This window comes from Nonomuraea fastidiosa, assembly GCF_042751225.1.
Classification (GTDB): Bacteria; Actinomycetota; Actinomycetes; order Streptosporangiales; family Streptosporangiaceae; genus Nonomuraea; species Nonomuraea fastidiosa.
Genome location: NZ_CP170570.1, coordinates 8,191,879 through 8,206,931 on the forward strand (window position 1 = coordinate 8,191,879; position 15,053 = coordinate 8,206,931).

The 15,053-nt window shown below is 71.6% G+C and carries 18 protein-coding genes; 10 read left to right on the forward strand and 8 right to left on the reverse strand.

The features are described 5' to 3' along the window. Positions 1-68: 68 nt before the first annotated feature. The 3 genes from ACFMQL_RS38000 to ACFMQL_RS38010 form a co-directional block, all read right to left on the reverse strand. Positions 69-215 carry a hypothetical protein gene (locus ACFMQL_RS38000; protein WP_378789621.1) on the reverse strand — a complete coding sequence of 49 codons (147 nt, stop codon included), beginning with the start codon at positions 213-215 and terminating at the stop codon, positions 69-71. Between the two features lie 172 nt (positions 216-387). Beyond that, entirely contained in the window at positions 388-564 is a 177-nt protein-coding gene (locus ACFMQL_RS38005) for a hypothetical protein (RefSeq protein ID WP_378789623.1), read from the reverse strand. A 126-nt stretch (positions 565-690) separates the two neighbouring features. Continuing rightward, complete coding sequence (locus tag ACFMQL_RS38010; RefSeq protein ID WP_378789625.1) at positions 691-1,131, reverse strand: MarR family winged helix-turn-helix transcriptional regulator; 441 nt, start codon at positions 1,129-1,131, stop codon at positions 691-693. A gap of 61 nt (positions 1,132-1,192) precedes the next feature. On the opposite strand from ACFMQL_RS38010, the gene ACFMQL_RS38015 reads away from it, so the two are divergent. Beyond that, entirely contained in the window at positions 1,193-1,723 is a 531-nt protein-coding gene (locus ACFMQL_RS38015; RefSeq protein ID WP_364294226.1) for a hypothetical protein, read from the forward strand. A gap of 74 nt (positions 1,724-1,797) precedes the next feature. Next, a complete protein-coding gene (locus ACFMQL_RS38020) occupies positions 1,798-2,115 on the forward strand; it encodes a hypothetical protein (protein WP_378789627.1) in 318 nt (105 codons plus the stop codon). A gap of 10 nt (positions 2,116-2,125) precedes the next feature. Here ACFMQL_RS38020 and ACFMQL_RS38025 read toward each other — a convergent pair whose 3' ends face one another. Then, positions 2,126-3,409: an IS701 family transposase gene (locus tag ACFMQL_RS38025; RefSeq protein WP_378788690.1), complete on the reverse strand. Its 1,284-nt coding sequence runs from the start codon at positions 3,407-3,409 to the stop codon at positions 2,126-2,128. Positions 3,410-3,572: 163 nt separating this feature from the next. Then, the gene (locus tag ACFMQL_RS38030; protein ID WP_364069941.1) at positions 3,573-4,496 is read right to left on the reverse strand and encodes an aminoglycoside phosphotransferase family protein; all 924 of its coding nucleotides are present in this window, start codon (positions 4,494-4,496) and stop codon (positions 3,573-3,575) included. Between the two features lie 63 nt (positions 4,497-4,559). On the opposite strand from ACFMQL_RS38030, the gene ACFMQL_RS38035 reads away from it, so the two are divergent. The 8 genes from ACFMQL_RS38035 (at position 4,560) to ACFMQL_RS38070 (ending at position 13,171) form a co-directional block, all read left to right on the forward strand. Then, positions 4,560-5,099, forward strand: coding sequence for a hypothetical protein (locus ACFMQL_RS38035; protein ID WP_364069943.1), 540 nt, complete (start codon positions 4,560-4,562; stop codon positions 5,097-5,099). 446 nt (positions 5,100-5,545) lie between these two features. Next, positions 5,546-5,746, forward strand: coding sequence for an NADH-quinone oxidoreductase subunit H (locus ACFMQL_RS38040; RefSeq protein ID WP_364069947.1), 201 nt, complete (start codon positions 5,546-5,548; stop codon positions 5,744-5,746). A 162-nt stretch (positions 5,747-5,908) separates the two neighbouring features. Continuing rightward, positions 5,909-6,814 carry an MBL fold metallo-hydrolase gene (locus ACFMQL_RS38045; protein WP_364070068.1) on the forward strand — a complete coding sequence of 302 codons (906 nt, stop codon included), beginning with the start codon at positions 5,909-5,911 and terminating at the stop codon, positions 6,812-6,814. A 13-nt stretch (positions 6,815-6,827) separates the two neighbouring features. Beyond that, positions 6,828-8,303, forward strand: coding sequence for a carboxylesterase/lipase family protein (locus ACFMQL_RS38050; protein ID WP_378789629.1), 1,476 nt, complete (start codon positions 6,828-6,830; stop codon positions 8,301-8,303). Positions 8,304-8,330: 27 nt separating this feature from the next. Continuing rightward, a complete protein-coding gene (locus ACFMQL_RS38055) occupies positions 8,331-9,173 on the forward strand; it encodes a hypothetical protein (RefSeq protein WP_378789631.1) in 843 nt (280 codons plus the stop codon). An 8-nt stretch (positions 9,174-9,181) separates the two neighbouring features. Beyond that, the gene (locus tag ACFMQL_RS38060; protein ID WP_364069952.1) at positions 9,182-9,805 is read left to right on the forward strand and encodes a hypothetical protein; all 624 of its coding nucleotides are present in this window, start codon (positions 9,182-9,184) and stop codon (positions 9,803-9,805) included. Between the two features lie 71 nt (positions 9,806-9,876). After that, entirely contained in the window at positions 9,877-12,858 is a 2,982-nt protein-coding gene (locus ACFMQL_RS38065; RefSeq protein ID WP_378789633.1) for an AAA family ATPase, read from the forward strand. Positions 12,859-13,012: 154 nt separating this feature from the next. Continuing rightward, complete coding sequence (locus ACFMQL_RS38070) at positions 13,013-13,171, forward strand: hypothetical protein (RefSeq protein WP_364069956.1); 159 nt, start codon at positions 13,013-13,015, stop codon at positions 13,169-13,171. A 26-nt stretch (positions 13,172-13,197) separates the two neighbouring features. Here ACFMQL_RS38070 and ACFMQL_RS38075 read toward each other — a convergent pair whose 3' ends face one another. From ACFMQL_RS38075 to ACFMQL_RS38085, 3 genes are read right to left on the reverse strand one after another with little or no spacing between them, the layout of a single operon-like run. Beyond that, a complete protein-coding gene (locus ACFMQL_RS38075; RefSeq protein WP_364069958.1) occupies positions 13,198-14,601 on the reverse strand; it encodes a condensation domain-containing protein in 1,404 nt (467 codons plus the stop codon). Beyond that, positions 14,598-14,852, reverse strand: a complete 255-nt coding sequence (locus tag ACFMQL_RS38080) for a phosphopantetheine-binding protein (RefSeq protein ID WP_364069960.1) — start codon at positions 14,850-14,852, stop codon at positions 14,598-14,600. The genes ACFMQL_RS38075 and ACFMQL_RS38080 overlap by 4 nt, the downstream gene beginning before the upstream one ends. Further along, positions 14,849-15,052 (reverse strand): MbtH family protein, encoded by a 204-nt coding sequence (locus tag ACFMQL_RS38085; protein ID WP_364069962.1) that lies wholly within the window; start codon positions 15,050-15,052, stop codon positions 14,849-14,851. The genes ACFMQL_RS38080 and ACFMQL_RS38085 overlap by 4 nt, the downstream gene beginning before the upstream one ends. Between the last annotated feature and the right edge of the window lies 1 nt (position 15,053).

Genomic DNA, 15,053 nt, shown 5'->3' on the forward strand with positions numbered 1-15,053 from the left:
GCGGCTGGAGTACTAGGACAGTTCTAAGCGAATACCGAAGCGAACGCGCCGCGGACTGGGCACTGGGGTCAGTTCGACCAGGTGAATCCGTTGGTGCGCACCGCCCCGCCGCGGGGAACCTCGTCGTCGGCCTGGGCCGGGCTGGCGAACGCGAAACCGGCGACGGTGATAAGCGCGGCGACAAGTAAGGTCTTGACGCTGGTCCTGGAATCCACGGGACACCTCCGGTCAGGAATTCCAGGCCATCGTACATAAACATATTTATCCCGATAAAGACGACGATTTGATTGGTTGGATATCGGACGGCCCACTTCAGCCCCCCGCAGCGAGGGGAACCACTCACCACCCGGGGCCGCGCGCGTTCACCCCGGCCCCGGTCGATCACCTTCAAGCGAGGTGCGAACTCCTCTTCCGTACGAGGTCACGCACGTTGCTCACGCACAGCGCGGCCCCGGCCACCACCAAGAGCAGGAGCCCCGCGAGTTCGAGCCCCGAGGGCCGGATGACGACCAACCCGGCCAGGCCGAGCACCACACAGATCGGCGGGGACGCGAAGACGGCCACCCTCCGCATCATCGAAAGCTCGTCCCACCAGGGCTTCCGCGTCGCAGGAGTCATGGCCTCACTGTTGCAGATCAAGGCTGGCCCGCACATCCCGCGGGACGTGAAGATGACTCGCCCCTCTTGGCCTCAGTTGCCTCCTTCGCCGGGCAGGAGACGGTCGACGAGGGCCTTGAGCGTCTTGGCGTCGTCCGGGCCGAGCCGGTCCAGCATGTGACGCCGGGTGGCCGTTTCCAGGGTCGGCAACGTCGCGTCGATCACGTGTCTGCCTTCCGGGCACAGCGTGACCTCCACCCCGTTCTGGAGTTTGGCGCGGGCCACGTAGCCGCGGTTGACCATCCGTGTCAGCAGGTGCGACAGCCGTGTCCGGTCCCATCCGAGGGCGGCGGCGAGGGCGTTCTGCCGCAGGCTTCCACCGGACTCGTGCAGGGCGACCAGGACACTCAGCTCCGCCTCTGAGACGCCGGAGGCCGCAGTCGTTTCGGCGACGACGTTGGCGCGGACCGTCTCGTAGGCGCGCTTCCACCGCAACCACAGCTCGGTGGCTTCACCGCCGCCAACTGTTGACATATCAACACCTTCTTCTTAGTGTTCGACCTGACCACACAGCTCGACGTACAAGGACTCCCCCATGCTCGATTCTCGGCGGCACTACGCCAGCCTGCGCCTGGTGGCGCTGCTACCCCTCGTTCTGTTCCTCCCTGCCGTGATCGCCTTCTTCACGGACCCGGACGTGGCGTGGGGAGAATACCTGGGCGTCTTCTTCCACCTCTCGATCCTCTTCCTGGTATCGCGCCTGGAAGCGGCACCCTGGGCCAAAGCCGCAGGCTACGGCTGGGTGGCACTCGACGTACTCGCGGGCATCCTGATGATCAACGCGATCGAGTACGACACGGCCTGGGCGGTCCGGTTGGGCGGGCATGTCCTCGCCGGTGTCTGGATCGTGGCCAGTTCCCTGGTCAGCCGTTTCTGGCCGGTGCGTGTAGTCGGCGTCATCACCGGCGTCTGGCTCGGCGGCTACTCCTTCGTCGGCACCCATCTCGCCGAGGAATACCTGCGCCCGGCCGGAATCATGATCCTGATCTGGTTCGCCCTCCTGGCCATCTTCCACCGCGACGACCCGGGGCACCCGGCGGCACCGGCCAGCCCTGCGCCGGCCTGACGCGTCCTCTCCGCGCGATACCGTTTGCTGTCGGCAATGAGGATCATGGGGTCCGCCCACACCGGGAGACTGCGATGAGGCATGCGGAGCGGCTGTGGCACTTGGCCCACGACTACGGCATGGGCCAATCGTTCACGGCGATGTGGGTGCGAGGTCTTGGCATCGAGGAAACCGCTGACCTGCTGGGCGCCGACAGCACTACCGGTAAGAACTGTGCCTGGGCTGACTTACTCAAAGGGGTGGACGTCGGCGGCGGGACAGGCGTCGTCTGGATCGGCCGGCTCAACGACGACTGGCTCCAAGTCCTCCATCTGGGCACCGACGTCCCCGACGCCTTGCCGCAGTTGTCCACCGGTCGCGGCCAGGCCCTGCTCCTGATACGGCAGCCGTAGATTGTTGTGATCATGGTGTTGTCTCGGCGTAGGTATGCCATCGCTGGTGGCAGAGGCGCGCTCGATATTGGTGCCGTCGCCGCCAGATGGACCAGGTCAGACGGTGCTCGGGGTCCCGTCGTGGGTCGGGGATGACGACGCCGCGCAGTTGGCGGAGCAGTTCGGGGATGGCGATGGCGACCAGGCCGAGATGCTCGGCGAGGGGACCGTCAAGTTGACGCTGGTAGGCGGTGGCCACGGCGATGAAGGCGTAGGCGAGCAAGGCCATGGTGCTCCAGCGGTGCCAAGAGCGCCAGCGGATGACCTGTCCGGCGTCCAGGCCGCAGGTCTGCTTGGCAAGTTGATGATCTTCTTCGATGCGCCATCTGGACGTGGCGACGTGAATCAGGCGGGCCAGCGGCACCGGGTGCGGGCTCCAGCAGCGGTAGAACGACATCTGGCCGGTGTAGCGGTGGCGGCGGATCAGCAGGGCGGCGTGTCCGGGGTCGTGCTCGTCGGGGGTGTCGTCGGGTCGGATGGCCAGCATCGCCCAGTCGTAGTGGCGGGTGCCTTTGGTGCCGCTGCCGGTGCGCAGCCACATCCATGCGCCGGCGGGGATGAGCGTGGCGGCGTCTTTGGCGGCGAGGGTGCGTCCAGCGTGGGTGATGATCGTGGTGCTGGAGCGGACCGCCAGCACGTAGCCCAGGAGCAGGGTGCGGATCAGGGTGCGTAGCTCACGGCCGCCGTATACCTCGTCCCCGGTGACGAAGGCGGCGCGTATGCCGGTCGCGTGCGCGCGTTGGAGCAGGTCGCCGGCGAGCTGGGGTTTGGTGGCGAACATGGTCTGTTCGGGGATGTGGGCCAGCTCGCGGTGTTCGTCGTCGGCTGCGCGGCTTGCGGGCAGGTAGAGGGCGCGGTCGAGGATGGTGTGCCCGCGTGGGGTGGCGTACGCCAGGTGGACTGCGACCTGGCATAACGCGACACCGCCGAGGGTGCCGCTGTATTGGCGGGCGGCTGCGGCGGCGTCGGTGGAGGACTTGGCGTCGGCGGTCTCGTCGATGATCAGTACGGCGTGGTCGGGGTCGCCGTCGTCCAGGTGCTCGATCGCCCATCGGGCGGCTTGGGCGGTGACCTGCTGCTCGTCCCAGGAGGCGCGGGCCAGGAAGTGCTGGAGTCGGTCTGGGGTGGGGTGTCCGGCCGCCTCGGCCAGGGTCCAGCAGTTCTTGTCCTCCAGTTCCATCAGCAGCCCCGCCAGCATCTGTGCGCAGGTGGCGCGGCTTTCACGGCGGGGGAAGCAGGGCGCTATCCGGGCCATGAGTTCCTGGTGTAGAGCGGCGTGCTCGGTATGCGCTACGGTGACGGCACGAGCCGCCGCGGCCTGGTCTTGTGTCACAACTCGACATGATCGCGGCGGCTCTTCGCGTCACGCCACACGACCAGCGGCAACACCGTGAAGATCACGATCTACGGCTGCCGTATTAGGCCGTCGCGATGAGGCGGCGCAGGGCCGCCTGAGCGGGCGGGCCCCAGGTGGCCTTGCCGCCCGGCCGTCCGTGGACGCCGGCGTCGCCGACGTGCAGGCCGACGAGGGCGCGGATCACGGCCCACCCGCGGGCGCGGCGCAGGGTTGCGGTGTCCGGGGACGGCTCGTAGGCCGCGTGGCAGCGCTCGACGGCGGCGACGTCGGGCAGCAGGCTCCAGGCGGCGGACAGGTCGCAGGCCGGGTCGCCGGCGAACAGGTCGCCGAAGTCGATCACGCCGGAGATGACGCCGTCCGCGGTGAGGACGTTCGCCGGGTGCAGGTCGCCGTGCAGCCAGACCGGCGGGCCGTCCCAGGCGGGCGCGGTGGCGGCTGCGTCCCAGATCGTACGGACGACGCCGGCGTCCTCGCCGGAGACGAGCCCGGCCTCGACGGCCGAGGCGAGCTGATCGGCCACGTACGCGGACGCGGCGGCCAGGGGTCCTCCGCGCCCCCGGCCCCCGGTGTCCGCCTCTGCGGGGGCGGGCTGGTGGAGGGCGGTCAGGAAGGCGGCCAGGACGTCGGCCGACTCGGCGCCGCGCGTGACGGGCGCGCGGTCGGCGGGCTCGCCCGGCACCCAGGTGGTGACGATCCACGGCCGCGGGAACGCCGATGACGGCCGTCCGAGCCGCTGCGGCACGGGCACCGGCAGCGGAAGCCGCGGGGCGAGCCTCGGCACCCAGGTGTGCTCCTTGATCACCAGTTCGTCCGCGTCCTGCGTCGCCCACGGCAGCCGGACGGCGAGGTCGTCGCCGAGCCGCCACAGCTGGTTGTCCCAGCCGCGCGCACCGAGCCGCACGGGGCGATCGGCCAGGTCGGGGTGCTGCTCGCGGAGCAGCTCCCGTACGAGCTCCGCGCTGATGTCGATCTCGGTGTGCGTCATGCGGTGCAACCTAGCCGTTCCCCGGGTCCGGCGATTCCGGGCGTCCGGCGAAATTTCTTGATCATGACTCGCAACCTTTACCCGGAGTCCGTCATCAAAGAAGACATGATGAAGATGATGATGGGTGCTTCGCTCCTCGCTTGTTCGCTGCTCGTTGCCGGTGCCACCTCGGCGGTCGCCGAGGCGAAGCCGACGACGCTGGGTCCCCACGGCTACGGTGCCGTCAAGCTCGGGATGACCACCAAGCAGGCTCAGGCGACGGGGCAGATCGTCAAGAAGCTGGACGGGGGCGGCGCGGCCTGCTCGGGCTGGGATCTGAAGAAGTTCAGAACGCCGAAGAACGCGGTGGGGCTCTACATCTCGCCGCGCGTGGGGCTAGCCGCCATCTGGGCGGCGAAGGGCGTGAAGACCCCGCAGGGTATCAAGATCGGCTCCACGTACAAGCAGCTCAAGGCGGCCTACCCGGGCATCAAGAAGGACTTCCACGGCTACTACGTGGTCACGGTGCCGGGCAACAAGAAGGCGTACTACAACTTCACCGTCACTCGCGGCAAGGTCACCGAGTACGGCATCGCGCTGCGCAACCAGGACTGCTTCAACTAGTTCGACCAGGTGGTTTCTCTGCGCGAACGGGGGCGCGTCGGGTACGTCGCAAAGGGCTGAAAGCGGGGGCCGCCAGGGGGTTCGTCGGCCCCCGCTTTCACATGCGGTTCGTCGTCGGGGTCGCCGCGCTCAGGATCGCCGCTGTGACTCCGTACGCCATCGGCCGGACAACCGCCGCGCGGGGCTGAGGCGACGGCACCTCCGCCGACCGGATGCCGCCGCTCAACGCGGCCACCCTGATCATCGACTGCACCGGCCTGCGCGGTCCTCACCGGGCCGCGCAGCGCCGCGACGCCCGCGGGCGAGGTCGCCTGGCGGCAAGGCGTGGCGGTCGGGCTCACCCCGGCGGGGATGCGGGCGTTGACGGGGATGGCGCCGAAACGGCTGTTCGCACTCGTCCAAGACATCGTGCCGCCGCCCGCCCAGCGTGCCTGAGCATGATTTCCATGGAGGCCGCTCCCACGCTGGCCGATTCCGGTAAGGATCCGTTGTGGATCACGATCATCAAGGCCGTGATGCTGTTCCTCTTCCTGGCTTTGAGCGTGGCCTTCGGGGTGTGGTTCGAGCGCAAGCTGATCGCGCGGATGCAGCACCGCTACGGCCCCAACCGGGCCGGCAGGTTCGCGGCCTGCTTGTCGTCGCGGTAGCTGAACACGACGGCCACGTACGTGGGGATGTCCGCCGTTCCGCCTCGAATGCAGTCACATGACGCATACCGCCGCGTGCCTCTGTGGTCGCAGGATGGGCGGGCGAGGCCGGCCGTAACGCATCCCGTTATTTCGCGACTTATGGAGACGTACGTGGACACCATCACCCTGGGTGAGGTCACGCTCACCCGCGTCTGGGAGTACTTCGGGCCCGTCGGCATGACGCCCGAGGTGTTCTTCCCGGAGAGCCCGCAGGAGGCGTGGCGGGAGCATCGGTCCTGGCTGGCTCCGCATTTCCTGGACGAGCGGACCGGGATCGTCAACTCGGCGATCCAGACGTGGGTGCTGCGCAGCGAGGGCAAGGTCATCCTGGTGGACACTGGGGTCGGCAACCACAAGGACCGCCCGTACGCGCCCGTGTGGAACCGGCTCAACACGACGTACCTCGACAACCTCGCCCGCGCCGGAGTACGGCCGGAGGACGTCGACATCGTGATCAACACGCACCTGCACATCGATCACGTCGGCTGGAACACCTACCTCGACGGCCGCACCTGGGTGCCGACGTTCCCCCACGCCACCTACCTGATGCCGAAGGCGGACTTCGACTACTGGAACCCCGCCAACGAGCAGAGGACCCGGCTCGGGCGCGGCAACCAGAACGTGTTCGAGGACAGCGTCGCCCCCGTGCACGCGGCCGGGCAGACCCTGCTGTGGGAGGGCGGCCACCGCATCGACGGCAACCTACAGCTCGACCCCGCGCCTGGACACACGCCGGGCTCATCGGTGCTGACGCTGGAGTCCGGCTCGGATCGGGCGCTGTTCGTAGGGGACCTGCTGCACAACCCGTTCCAGATCCACGAGCCGGACGCCAACAGCTGCTTCTGCGAGGACCCCGCCGAGGCCCGCGCCACCCGCCGCGCGCTGCTCGGCCGGGCCGCCGACGAGAACGCGCTCATCATCCCGGCCCATCTGGGCGGGCACGGCGCGGCCGAGGTGGTCCGCGACGGCGGCAAGTTCGCCATCAAGGGCTGGGCGCCCTTCGCCCCGTACGGCGAGCGGGTCTGAGGGAGGAGAGCTCATGATCGACATCGTCACCACCACGCGGGGCGCCGTCCGCGGCGTGCGCCGGGGCGCCGCCCGGGTCTTCCTCAACATTCCGTACGCCGCCCCGCCGCGCGGCGCGGGCCGGTTCGCGCCACCGGAGCCGCACGAGCCGTGGGATGGCGTGCGCGATGCCACGGCTCCGGGCCCGAACGCGCCGCAGTCGGAGCGCCGGATCGGCGAGATGGACATGTCCGCGTATTTCGGCGCCGGCTGGAGCCGCGGCGAGGACTACCTGACGGTCAGCGTGTTCGCGCCGGCCAGCGGTGAAGGGCTGCCGGTCATGGTGTTCGTGCACGGCGGCGGGTTCGTGGCGGGATCGACGCGCTCGCCGCTGTACGACGGATCGGCGTTCGCCCGCGACGGGGTCGTCCTGGTCACGGTCAACTACCGGCTCGGCATCGCCGGATTCCTCGACCTGCCAGGGGCACCCGCCAACCGGGGCCTGCTGGACGTGGTCGCCGCGCTGCGCTGGGTGCGGGAGAACGCCGCCGCGTTCGGCGGAGACCCCTCGAACGTCACCCTTTTCGGCCAGTCGGCGGGGGCGACGATCGTCGGCGGCGTGCTCGCCACGCCCGAGGCGGCGGGGCTGTTCCAGCGGGCGATCGTGCAGAGCGGCAGCGGGCTGGGCGCGTTCACCCGCGAGCAAGCCATGCGCGTCACCGAGAAGGCCGCCGAGATCCTGGGCGTCGCGCCGCACGCCGCCGCCTTCGCCGGCGTCCCCGACGAGCATCTGGTCGAGGCCGCCACCCGGCTCGGCGGCATCAACCTGCGCACCGCGACGCACCGGGACCCGCTGATCGGGCTCAGCCCGTTCAGCCTCGTGCTCGACACGCAGCCCGCCGACGCCGTCACCGCCGGGCTCGGCAGCGGCGTCGATCTGCTCGTCGGCACCACGAGCGAGGAGGGCAACCTGTATCTCGTGCCGGTCGGCACGTACGAAGGCTCGACCGCCGCCGACGTGCACGAGGCGGCGGCGCGCTCGCACCCTGACCCGGCCGGCCTCGTCGAGACCTACCGCGCCTCGCGGCCCGGGGCCTCGCACGCGGAGCTGCGCTCGGCCATCATGGGCGACACCCTGTTCGGGGCGGGCAGCCGGGCACTGGCGTCCGCGCACGCCGCCCATCCCGGATCGGGGACGTACGTCTACGAGTTCACCTGGCGCTCCCCCGCCCTCGGCGGGCGGCTCGGGGCGGCCCACACGGTGGAGCTGCCGTTCGTCTTCGACCTCGCGCACCGGCCCGAGCTGCACGGCCCCGACGCCCTGCTCGGCCCCGGCGAGGCTCCCGCGGACCTGGCCACCCGGGTCCACGAGACGTGGATCAGGTTCGCGCGGACCGGCAAGCCCGGCTGGGACTCCTACGACACCGGACGCCGCGCCACCATGCGCATCGGCACCGCCTGGACCCAGATCGACGACCCCCGCCCGGAGGAGCGCCGCGTCTGGACATGATCCACGATCGCGGTAGGGTCGGCTGCCGTGGCGCGCTCAGGGTCGGACTTCCGCGGTTGGTACTGGTGGGCGTTGGTCGTCACGTCCGTCCTTGTGCCGTTCGTGGCGATCGCCGCGGTCGTGTTCCTCATCTCCCAGGGCCGGGAGAACGCCGACCAGTGGGCGAGCATCTTCAGCTTCGTCATCACCGGGCTCGTCGCCGCGGCGGCGATGATCGGCTGGTTGCGTCAACGCGCCAAGAGCAGGGGCGACCTCGGCACGCTGGACGTGGCCGAGCCCGAAGCGGACGCCGTCGCGGCGTGCGCCGAGCGGCTGGCCGCCGGTGTGGAGCGGGCGTGGCGAACCGAGGAGTTGCGGCAGCGCCTGCTGGACCCGGAGCCCATGCCGGTCGCCTGGCGCACGCTCGGCCCGCCGGTCACCGACCACTGGCGGGTCATCGGCGGCGGCGACACGCCCATCGACCTCGACGGCAGCCTGAACGACAGCTACGACGTGGTGCGCACCAGGCTGCCCAAGGGGCGGCTGGTCGTGCTCGGCGAGCCGGGCGGCGGCAAGACGTCGCTGATGGTGCGCTTCGTCCTGGACGCGCTGGCGGCGCGCGAGCCGTCCGACCCCGTACCCGTCATCCTGCGGCTGTCCACCTGGGAGCCCTCCGAGCAGCCGATCAGCAGGGTGAGGACCCCGACGAGCTGCTCACCTTCACGACCAGGCACGAGATCGAGACCCATCTTCTCGCCGGGCTGGTTCCCGCCCTCTACCCGGGTGCGAATGAGCCGGACCAGCCCGGCTGGCATCCGGGCTTCGCGGCAAGCTGGCTGTCCTTTCTCGCGCGGCACTTCGGCCGGCAGCCCATCTCCGTGCCGGGGCTGATCGACGCCGTGCCTACCTGGTTATACGGCGTGGTCCTCAGCCTGCTGTCCGGGTTGTGCGCCGGTGCGGCCTTCGGAGCGGCGGCGGGATCCGCGAGCGGAGCCCTGGTCGGGACGGTCATGGCCGTGGTCACGTTCGCCGGTCTCGCCGTCCCGTCCTCGGAGCCGCTCCCCGGAGGTGGACCACTGCCGTTTCTCGCGGGGACGGGCTTCTTCGCCGTCCTCCTCGCTCTGCTGACGAACGCCGCCGGGCTGAGCGCCGGCCAGGCGGCGGTCATCGCGGCGGGGGCCGCGCTCTGGCTGCAGGCGATCCTCTCGCGCGGCATAAGGGCCGTGCAGGTCGCGCTGCTCGACCTGGCCGTGGTGCACGCCGCCGTCACCCGGCCGTCCGTCTCCCCGTACGCGCTGATCCTGGCCTTCATCGTGACCTACCTCGCCGTGTCCGTGCTGTCCGCGTCTTCCCTGCGCCTGCTGCTGGCCCGCGCCCTGCTCGCGGTGTCGGGGCGGCTGCCGTGGCGGGTGGGCGCCTTCCTGGAGGACGGTCACCGGCGCGGCGTGCTCAGGCAGGTCGGCGGCTTCTACTACTTCCGCCACGATCTGCTCCGGCGGCAGCTGGCCCACGAGGAGTGGTGAGCCGCTTCGGAATATCGCGGGTGGCGGGGGCGTTGTCGGCCGGTCGAAGCCACCGGCCCCGCGGGAGGGACATGCCCGAGTACACCTCCGATCCGGCGATCGTGGGCCGGGACGGCGAGATCGCGGAGATCATGCGGCGGGTCGCCGCCGGGCGCTCTCACGTGCTCGTCCTCTCCGGCGAGCCGGGGGCCGGTAAGAGTGCGGTGCTCGACGTCGTGGCCGGTCGCGTTCGAGGCGACGGCGGGCTGGTGCTGCGGGTCGCCGGGAGCGAGCCGGAGTCGCGTCTGGGGTTCGCGGGGCTGCATCAGCTGCTGCGGCCGGTGCTTGGTGAGCTGGACGGGCTGCCGCCGCGCCAGCGCTGCGCGCTCCGGGCCGTCCTGGGGCTGGACGAGTGTACGGAGGCCCCTGACGGCGTGCTCACCGGCTCGGCCGTGCTCACCCTGATCTCCCGGTTCGGGGCGTCGCCGCTGCTCGTCGTGGTCGATGACGCGCAGTGGATCGACCGGGCGTCGCTGGACGTCCTGTCCTTCGTGGCTCGCCGTCTGGACGCCGAGCCCGTCACGCTGCTGGTCGGCGTGCGGTCGGCGGACGCGCTGCCCGGGTTCGACACGGGCTACGACCGGCTTGAGCTGGGGCCGCTGGACGGTGTCGCCGCCAACCGGCTGCTCGACCTGCAGCCGCAGCCGCCGGTCGGTCGCCATCGGGTGCGCGTTCTGCAGGAGGCCTCCGGCAATCCCCTGGCGCTGATCGAGCTGGCCCGCGTCCGGAGCGCCGGTGTTGAGGGGCCGCTGCCGGTCACCGACCGGCTTGAACGGATCTACGCGGAGCAGGCGCGGCCCCTTCCGGAGTCGACCCGCCGCTCTCTCCTGCTGCTCGCCGCGGCCGACGCGGCGGACTTCTCCGCCGTCTCTCATGGGCTGTCCGAGGCGTTCGTGCCTGCGGAGGAGGCCGGGCTCGTACGCCGATCCGGCCCGTCGGTCTCCTTCCGCCACCCGCTGATCCGCTCGGCCGTCTACCACGCTGCCCCCTTTGAGGAGCGCCGGCAGGCGCACCTCGCTCTGGCGCGGCTGAGCGAGGAGCCCGATCGCCGCGCCTGGCACCTCGCCGCCGCGGCCACCGGTACCGACGCGGAGGTGTCGGACGCGCTGCGCGAGACCGCCGATCGGGCGCGCCGCCGTGGCGGGTACGCGGCCGCTGCCGCCGCCCTGGAGCGGGCCGCCGAGCTGAGCCCGCGCCGCGCGGACCGGGCGCGGCTGCTCGCCGAGGCCGCCGAACTTGCCGTCTTCACCGGGCAGCTCGACTGGGTGGAACGCCTGGTCGTCGCTGTCCGGGCGCACAGCGACGACCCGGAGCTGATCGGCCGGGCCTCGCTGGCCACCGGGAAGCTCATGGCGCTGCGCAGTAATCACACGACAGCCTTCGCCTTGCTGACCCGCATCGCCGCCGAGGCGTCCTTCCGTGAGATGCTCGCCTCCTCCGTAGAGGCACCGCCGCCCAAGGCCCTCACCATCTCCGCAGAGGTACCGGCCCTGCGCGCGCACCTTTCGGCCACAAAGGGGGCAGCGGCTCGGGAGCCGCATGCCGCAGCCGCAGAGGACACCCCGTCCCTGGAGGCGCTGGCCGCCGCTGCGGTGGTCCGCTACTACTCGGGTGAGGAGGCGCAGCGGCGGCGTATCGAGAGCCTGCTCGCCGCCTCCCCCGACGGCCCGTTGCGGGTCTGGGTGGAGGCCGTTTCCGATCCGCATGGCGCGGGTTCCCGGCTCAGGCCGAAGCTGCCCGAGCTGGTCGCCGCCGCCGAGGGCGACGCGGGCGGGCTGACCGTGCTCGCCGTCGTGGCCTGGCTGCTCGACCAGACCGCCCTGGCCGTGAAGACCTTCGACGAGGCGTACGACAGGTGGCGGGTCCGTGGCGCGCTGCCGGACGGTCTGGGCAGCGCCGTCGGCTGGGCGTACCTCGATCACGGCCGGTGGGCCGAGGCGCGCACGGTGGCCTCCGAGATCGCGGCGGTGGCGGCGACGGCGGGGCTGGAGCACGCCGAGGCGTGCGCGTACGCGCTGGATGCGACGGTGCTCGCGCTGCGCGGCGAGACGGACGGAGCGCGGCGGGCCGCCGAGCGGGCGCTGGCCCTCGTCGATCCGCTGGAGAGCCGCTCCATCGCGGTCGCCGCGCACCGGGCCCTGGGCCTCGCGGCCGTGGCCGACGGCGACTACGAGGCCGCCTACACGTGGTTCGGGTCGGCGTTCACCGGCGACGGCGACCCCGTTCACTATCACGTCTCCCCCACGGTGCTGGCCGAGCTCGCCGCCTCGGCCGCCCGCCTGGGACGGCGGGGCCGCCACGGCCCCGATCGACGTGTCGCCGAGCTGCTCGAACGCGCGGCCCAGCGGCTCGGCCCCGCCCCGTCGCCCCGGCTCGCCGCGCTGCTCGACCGGGGCCGCGCCCTGCTGGCCGAGCCCGGCAGCGCCGGACCCGACAGCGCCGGACCCGGCAGCGCCAGACCCGGCAGCGCCGACCCAGGCAGCGCCGAACCTGACAGTGCCCAACCTGACAGTGCCCAACCTGACAGTGCCCAACCTGACAGTGCCCAACCTGACAGTGCCCAACCTGACAGTGCCGAGCCGTACTTCCAGAGGGCGCTGGCGGGCGACGCGGGCGAGCAGTGGCCGTTCGAGCGGGCGCAGACCAGGCTCGACTACGGCGAGTGGCTGAGGAGGCGCCGCCGCATCACCGAGGCCCGCCCGCAGCTGGCCGCCGCGCTGGAGACGTTCCGCAGGCTCGGCGCGCGGCCGTGGGCCGAGCGGGCCGAGGCGGAGCTGCGCGCCGCCGGCGTCGAGGCCATCGGCGGCGTGACGCCGGATGTCCTCACCGAGCTGAGCCCGCAGCAACAGCAGATCGTCAGGCTCGCGGCCCGCGGGCTGACGAACCGCGAGATCGGCGACCGGCTCCACCTGTCGCCGCGCACGGTCGGCTCCCACCTGTACCGGGTGTTCCCCAAGCTGGGCGTCACCGCCCGCGCGCAGCTGCGCGACGTGCTCGAAGGCACCGGCCGGTGACGCGCCACAGGTCCGCGCGGACGTCGCGGTAAGGCACGTCCTTCAGGTACTGCCGCTATTCCTGGCCGGTGAGCGTACGGCCCGCGCGCTCGCACACGAGCCTGGCGTCCGTGGCCGGGCAGCTCGTCGGCGGCGTGCTGGTGGCGGTGCGGGCGTGGCGTTCGGGGTCGCGGTCATCGGACTGATCTTCTTGTCGCTGCTCGGCGGCGCGACCGACGCGGCGAGCCACAGCAGCGCATTCGCCTGGGCGCTGGTGACGAACCCCATGCTGTCGCTGCTGCTGGTGCCCGTGCTCCGGAGAGGCAGGCCCTAGCCCGCCGGGACAGCGGCGGGGGCGGGCTAGGTGCGGGATCGTGGGGCGATGCCCGTTTCTGCCGGTGGGACGAGGTCCTTGACGGCGGCGATCGGGACGTCCTCGGTGCAGGTGCGGACCAGCAGGGTCTCGACGGCGCGCAGCATGGCCGTCGCCGTCTGCCTGGTCAGGTACGCGGTGTCGATGATGAGGCTGAGCTGGCCGGTGTCGGGGGCGGTGCCCAGGGTGAAGAACGCCTTGAACCGGACGCCGGGCCAGGCGTTGGTGACGTACGTACGGGTCCTCTCCGTGAGCGGGGTCAGGTCCTCGCCGAAGCGGGGCAGGTTCGGCCAGGTTCCGTCGCCGCGCCGGTCGTTGAAGAAGGCGTCGAGGTCGGGCTCGCTGCCCCTGATGCGGCCGATCTCCTCGCGCATGGCCGTCATCTCGAACGGGTCGTAATGGGCGTTGCGATAGGCCATGAGGGCGCTGCGGTGGGCGGCCAGGCAGGTGTCGGTGAAGCCGGTCTCGGGCAGGTCGAGCACGAGCAGGGCGTCCTGGCCCACGGTGGCGACCAGCGGACGGGTGCGCGGGTCGCGCCGGTTGCTGTGGACGAGCTGCATGACCGCCCGCGGCCGGCCGCTCGCGACGGCCAGGACGGTGGCGCAGCCGGCGATGAGCACGCTCGTCGTGCTGATCGTCAGCCGCTCGGCCAGCCGGACGGCCGCCGCCGCGAGCGCCACCGACTCCATGCCGACCTCGATGAACCGGGGCTCCTCCGGCTCCCCCGGCGGATGGTCGAACACCTCGAGCGGGACGGTTTCGAGCACCTTGCGCCAGTAGCGGATCGACCGCCGCGAGCGGGCCTGGAACGGCTCCTCGCGTTCCAGCGCCGCCTGCTCCATCGGCTGCCACGGGGGCGCCGGCAGGTCGTCGCCGCGCAGCAGCGCCCGCCACTCGGCCGACAGCAGGCTCAGCGCCTGGTAGTCCACCGCCAGGTGCGAGAAGGCGAACGCCAGGGCGCGCGGCCGGCCGTCGGCCATCACGACGGCGCAGCGCAGCGGCAGGTCCGCGCCGTGATCGAAGATCGTGGTGCCGAGCTCGGCGGCGATGCGCCCCGCGGTCGCCAGCGGCCCCTCCGTGCCCGTCCGCACCAGCTCGACGGTCAGCTCGCCGCTGCGCGCCACCCGCTGCACCGGGCCGTCTGGGGTGTCGATGAACGTGGTGCGCAGGCTCTCGTGGCGTTCGAGCATCCGGCGCAGCGCGCCCAGCACGGTCGCGAGGTCGCGCCTGCCGTGCACCGGCAGCACCCAGGGGCAGTTGAGGAACGACTGGCTGGGCCCCATCAGGTGCACGGCCCGCCACATCAGCCGCTGCCCCCAGGTCAGCGGCGCCTGGCCGTCCCGCGTCCCGCTGAACCGGACCGAGGCGGTCGCCATGGCCGGGGTGGTCATCGGGCGTCCAGCAGGTCCGACACGTGGGCGGCGAGCGCGTCCACGCGGTCGAAGGCGGACAGGTCGCCGCCGAGATCGACGTCCACGCCGAAGACGTCCTCGATCGCGTCGATGAGCCTGATCCACGCCAGCGAGGTCAGGCCCAGCGCCGACAGCGAGTGGTCGCCGGCGAGCGCCTGCTCGGCGCTGATCTCGCCGTCGGACACGGCGGCCACCAGGTCCGCGAGCCTGCGTTCCAGGTCGCTGCTCACCGCGCGCCCCCCTTCGACTCCTGGCGCAGCCGTACGCTGCGGGGACGCATGTCCGTCCAGATCTCGTCGATGTGATCCAGGCACTCCTGCCGGTCGCCGGTGAAGCCCGTCGCCCGCCAGCCGTCCGGGAGCGGGCGGTCGAGCGGCAGCAGCGAGTACTGCTCCTCGTCGTTGACGACCACCTGGTGTCGTCCCGTCACG

Bases quoted from the DNA above. Each gene is read 5' to 3' on its own strand.
- ACFMQL_RS38010 (WP_378789625.1), bottom strand. From the start codon at position 1,131: ATGTCAACAGTTGGCGGCGGTGAAGCCACCGAGCTGTGGTTGCGGTGG.
- ACFMQL_RS38015 (WP_364294226.1), top strand. From the start codon at position 1,193: ATGCTCGATTCTCGGCGGCACTACGCCAGCCTGCGCCTGGTGGCGCTG.
- ACFMQL_RS38020 (WP_378789627.1), top strand. From the start codon at position 1,798: ATGAGGCATGCGGAGCGGCTGTGGCACTTGGCCCACGACTACGGCATG.
- ACFMQL_RS38025 (WP_378788690.1), bottom strand. From the start codon at position 3,409: ATGGCCCGGATAGCGCCCTGCTTCCCCCGCCGTGAAAGCCGCGCCACC.
- ACFMQL_RS38030 (WP_364069941.1), bottom strand. From the start codon at position 4,496: ATGACGCACACCGAGATCGACATCAGCGCGGAGCTCGTACGGGAGCTG.
- ACFMQL_RS38035 (WP_364069943.1), top strand. From the start codon at position 4,560: ATGACTCGCAACCTTTACCCGGAGTCCGTCATCAAAGAAGACATGATG.
- ACFMQL_RS38040 (WP_364069947.1), top strand. From the start codon at position 5,546: ATGGAGGCCGCTCCCACGCTGGCCGATTCCGGTAAGGATCCGTTGTGG.
- ACFMQL_RS38050 (WP_378789629.1), top strand. From the start codon at position 6,828: ATGATCGACATCGTCACCACCACGCGGGGCGCCGTCCGCGGCGTGCGC.
- ACFMQL_RS38065 (WP_378789633.1), top strand. From the start codon at position 9,877: ATGCCCGAGTACACCTCCGATCCGGCGATCGTGGGCCGGGACGGCGAG.
- ACFMQL_RS38075 (WP_364069958.1), bottom strand. From the start codon at position 14,601: ATGACCACCCCGGCCATGGCGACCGCCTCGGTCCGGTTCAGCGGGACG.